Origin of the sequence: Steroidobacter sp. (assembly GCF_016790065.1) — a bacterium.
Taxonomy (GTDB): domain Bacteria; phylum Pseudomonadota; class Gammaproteobacteria; order Steroidobacterales; family Steroidobacteraceae; genus Steroidobacter.
Window position 1 is genome coordinate 1 of the sequence record NZ_JAEUPY010000293.1, and the last position, 3,647, is coordinate 3,647.

General features: G+C 61.9%; 3 protein-coding genes and 1 pseudogene. All 4 read left to right on the forward strand.

Features of this window, described 5'->3' with window-relative positions; all coding sequences use genetic code 11:
• Positions 1 to 597 (forward strand): amidase family protein (locus JNL55_RS12490; protein ID WP_293853299.1); only part of this gene is annotated, 597 nt, incomplete at its 5' end.
• 20 nt (positions 598 to 617) lie between these two features.
• Positions 618 to 2,237, forward strand: coding sequence for an alpha/beta hydrolase fold domain-containing protein (locus JNL55_RS12495; protein ID WP_293853302.1), 1,620 nt, complete (start codon positions 618 to 620; stop codon positions 2,235 to 2,237).
• A complete protein-coding gene (locus JNL55_RS12500; RefSeq protein WP_293853305.1) occupies positions 2,206 to 3,279 on the forward strand; it encodes an iron-containing alcohol dehydrogenase in 1,074 nt (357 codons plus the stop codon). Before JNL55_RS12495 ends, JNL55_RS12500 begins: the two co-directional genes overlap by 32 nt.
• An 11-nt stretch (positions 3,280 to 3,290) precedes the next feature.
• Positions 3,291 to 3,647 (forward strand): annotated as a pseudogene (locus tag JNL55_RS12505) (3-hydroxy-3-methylglutaryl-CoA reductase); the annotation flags it as partial.

The following is a 3,647-nucleotide window of genomic DNA, read 5'->3' on the forward strand; positions in this document are numbered from 1 at the left end:
TGCGCAAGGCTAGGGCACAACGTCGAACGGACCAGCTGGCCGTTGGACGGTCACGCGGTTCTGGATTCCTTCGAAGATCTCTGGTCGCACTTGGCGGCGGACTGTGTTGATGGCGCTCGCACGCTGATCGGCGGTGGCCGTTTAGAAGATGCCGTCGAGCCTTGGACTCTTGGTTTGGGTGCGCGTGCCGAGCGCTTGCCCATGTCGGCACTGGAGCGCGCGTACCAGCAGATCGCGCGGTTGCCGGTTCAGCTCAAAGAGTTCTTCTCTCGTTTCGATGTCGTGCTGTCCGCCGTAACCAGCGCGCCGCCGCCGTTGCTGGGCACGTATGGGCCGACGGTGTCGACCGAACAATTGCTGTCCACCATGTTCGACTGGGTCGCATACACGCCGCTGCAAAACATGGCCGGCACGCCGGCGATTTCGCTGCCGCTGTTCCAGAGCAGCAATGGCTTGCCCATCGGCAGCATGTTTGCCGCCGATCGCGCGCAGGAAGACGTGCTGCTGGCACTGGCCTTCGAACTCGAAGCTGCACTGCCTTGGGCAGAGCGCTGGCCCAGGCACAGCGCGGCCGGCCTCACCACTTCTAATTCATAAGCTGCCACCGACGATTATTCATGAGCGACCGATTCAAACCTCGTAACTCCGACGACATCCGCGCGCTGGTTCAGCAGCAACCGCTCGCATGGGTCGTCTCCGGCGCGCCGGGCGCACAGCATGCAACGCCGCTGCCTGTGCAACTGGTGTGCGATGCCGATGGCACTCCAAAAACTGTGTTGGGCCATTTCGCCAGGAACAATCCGCAGGTGCAGGCGCTTGCCGCCAACCCGCGAGCCACGGTGTTGCTGATCGGTCCGCAGGGCTACATCTCACCGTCGTGGCTGCGGGATCGCACTCAAGCGCCGACTTGGAACTATGCGTCCGTGGTATTCGAAGTCGATATCGAGTTGCGCGATGAGCGTGGCGACGCGGATCGCTTGCTCGACGGCTTGGTCACGCAGATGGAAGCGAATCGTCCGGGTGCGTGGCGGAGCGAAGAGATGGGCCCGCGTTACGAGCGGCTCGTGACCGGCATCGTCGGCTTTGAGGCGCGTATCGTCGCGACTCGCAGCAGCTTCAAGCTCGGCCAGGATGAGCGCGACGATGTGCTTGCTGACATTTTGCGCGCACTGGATATCAAGGATCAGGGCCCGCTGGCCAGTTGGATGCGCAGCTTCGCCGAATCTCGACCGGCGGAAGCGTTGCCCACCAGTCAGCCGCCGCCGCGTGCGCTCGATCCGGAAATCAAAGAGTTCATCGATGATGTCATCGCCAAAGGCAGAGAGCTGACTGCCGGCAGGAATCTTTCCTGGCCGGAACGTCGCGAGATCTGTGAGATCACGCGTGCGCCTTGGGCTAAAGGCGGCCCGGTGATCGCAGACACTCGCAACATCGTCGCAGAGACTGCAGCTGGTCCGGTTCGGCTGCGCATTTACGATCCGTCGCCAGGGCACAGCAAGCCAACGTTCGTTTACATGCACGGCGGCGGCTGGTCGTTGTTCAGCGTAGATACGCATGATCGCGTGATGCGCGAGTTCGCACACCGTGGCGGCATGGCGGTGGTTGGCGTCGATTACGCGCTTTCGCCGGAGCATCGCTATCCAACGGCATTGAATCAGGTGGTGGCTGTCGTGCACTGGCTGCACGATCACGGCCGCGCACATGGTCTCGACGGTCATCGGATTGGTATCGGCGGCGACTCTGCCGGCGGCAATCTTTCGATGGGGGCGGTGCTGAAACTCCGAGACGCCGGTCATGGCGATTTGGTGAAGGCAGTACTGAACATTTACGGCGGCGCGACGGCGGATTGTTCGCCGGCGTCGCGGCAACGTTACGGCACCGAGCAGGACATGCTGACTTCCAACGAAGTCGACACGTTCTGGGACAACTACATCAGCCACGTCGGTGACCGGCGCGATCCGTATGCAGCGCCTGCGTTTGCCTCGCTGCGTGGTCTGCCACCCGTATTCCTGGTGATCGCCGAGTGCGACATCCTGGCGGAACAGAATCTGCTGATGGCGGGGCGCTTGCTCGAAGCCGGCGTGCAAGTGCAGGCCAAGGTGTATCCGGGCGCGCCGCATAGCTTCATCGAGGCCGTCGCTGTCTCGCGTGTTGCGAACGAAGCGGTCGATGACGGCGCCGCGTTCCTGCGTTCGGTGCTGTTACGTGAACGAGGTGCTCGAGTTCATGTGGCGTGATGCGGGCATAGCCTCGTTCGAGTGTCCGACGAAGATTGTCTTCGGCGTCGGCGCTCACGAGCGGCTCGCAAGTGTGCTTCAAGAACGCGCGGTCAAGCGGTTGCTGGTGCTGCTCGATCCAGCACTGTCGGATAGCGCGATCTATCGGAAGGTGACCGATCTTCTAACGCGCAGTGACATTGCCACCCAGGTCTTCAGTGCTATCGATACCGGTGACACTGATCGTACGGTGCAGGCTGCGTTCGAGTCTGGCCGCGAGCGTCGCGTAGAAGCGTTGTTGGCTATCGGTGGAAGCAGCACCGTCGACGTTGCGAAGGCTGTTGGCTTGTTGACACCAACGTTGCCGGTGATCGCGATCCCGACCGCGGCGGGTGCGGGGTCGGCAGTGTCAAACGCTTGCGCAGTGTCGATTCTGGATCCGCTCACCGTCAGTGCCATGCCGGCAGACCTTGCCGCACAGGCGGGTATGCATGCTTTCGTTCATGCGTTCGAGTCCTTCTTATCTCAGCGCGCCACAGTGTTTTCGGACGCGTTGAATTTGCATGCGATGACGTTGCTCGCGGGCAGCGTTCGCGGCTTCGTTGCAGATCGAACCAATGAGTCGGCCGCGCTGGACATGTTGTGCGGATCGTCGCTGGCTGCGATGTCACTCAATGTCACCGGACTCGGTAACGTGCATAGCATGGCAACGTCGGTGGGGGCGTTGTTTCCGGTCTCGCAGGGGTTGGCTCACGCAGTTTGTTTGCCACATGCCGCCGCCATCAATGTATCGGCGAGCCCCGAACGATATGCGCGAGTCGCTGCCATTCTGGGTATCGACGGCACCGGCCGAAGTGAAGCACGGCGTGCGGCACAGGCGATTCATGGGTTGCGCGCTCTCTGCGGCGATCTGGGGATTCCGCCGCGCTTGCGCGATATCGGTGTGACTGAAGATCAGCTCGACGAACTGGCCCGGCGGAGCTTTGCCGCCAACTCCAACTGCAACAATCCGCGCGACAGCAGCGAACAAGACTTTCGAAACTTGTTTCGCGCGGCATTCTGATTAGGTGATCTATGACTCTCGATTCACGGCTCTCCAATTTCCGCTCGTTGACTCCCGCCCAGCGCCTGAGCGCGCTTGCCGATGCCGGCTTCGTTCCGGCCGCGGATGTCGAGCTGCTGGGCAAGCCCGGCGCGCTGCCGAGCGCTGCCGCTGACGGAATGATCGAGAACGTCATCGGCACTTTCGAACTGCCGCTGGCGGTGGCTAGCAACTTCTTGGTCAACGGCAAAGACGTGGTCGTACCCATGGTCGTGGAAGAGCCGTCGATCGTCGCGGCGGCGTCGTTCATGGCCAAGCTGGTACGTGAGGCGGGTGGCTTTTTCACATCGAGTTCGCAGCCGCTGATGCGTTCGCAGATTCAGCTGGTC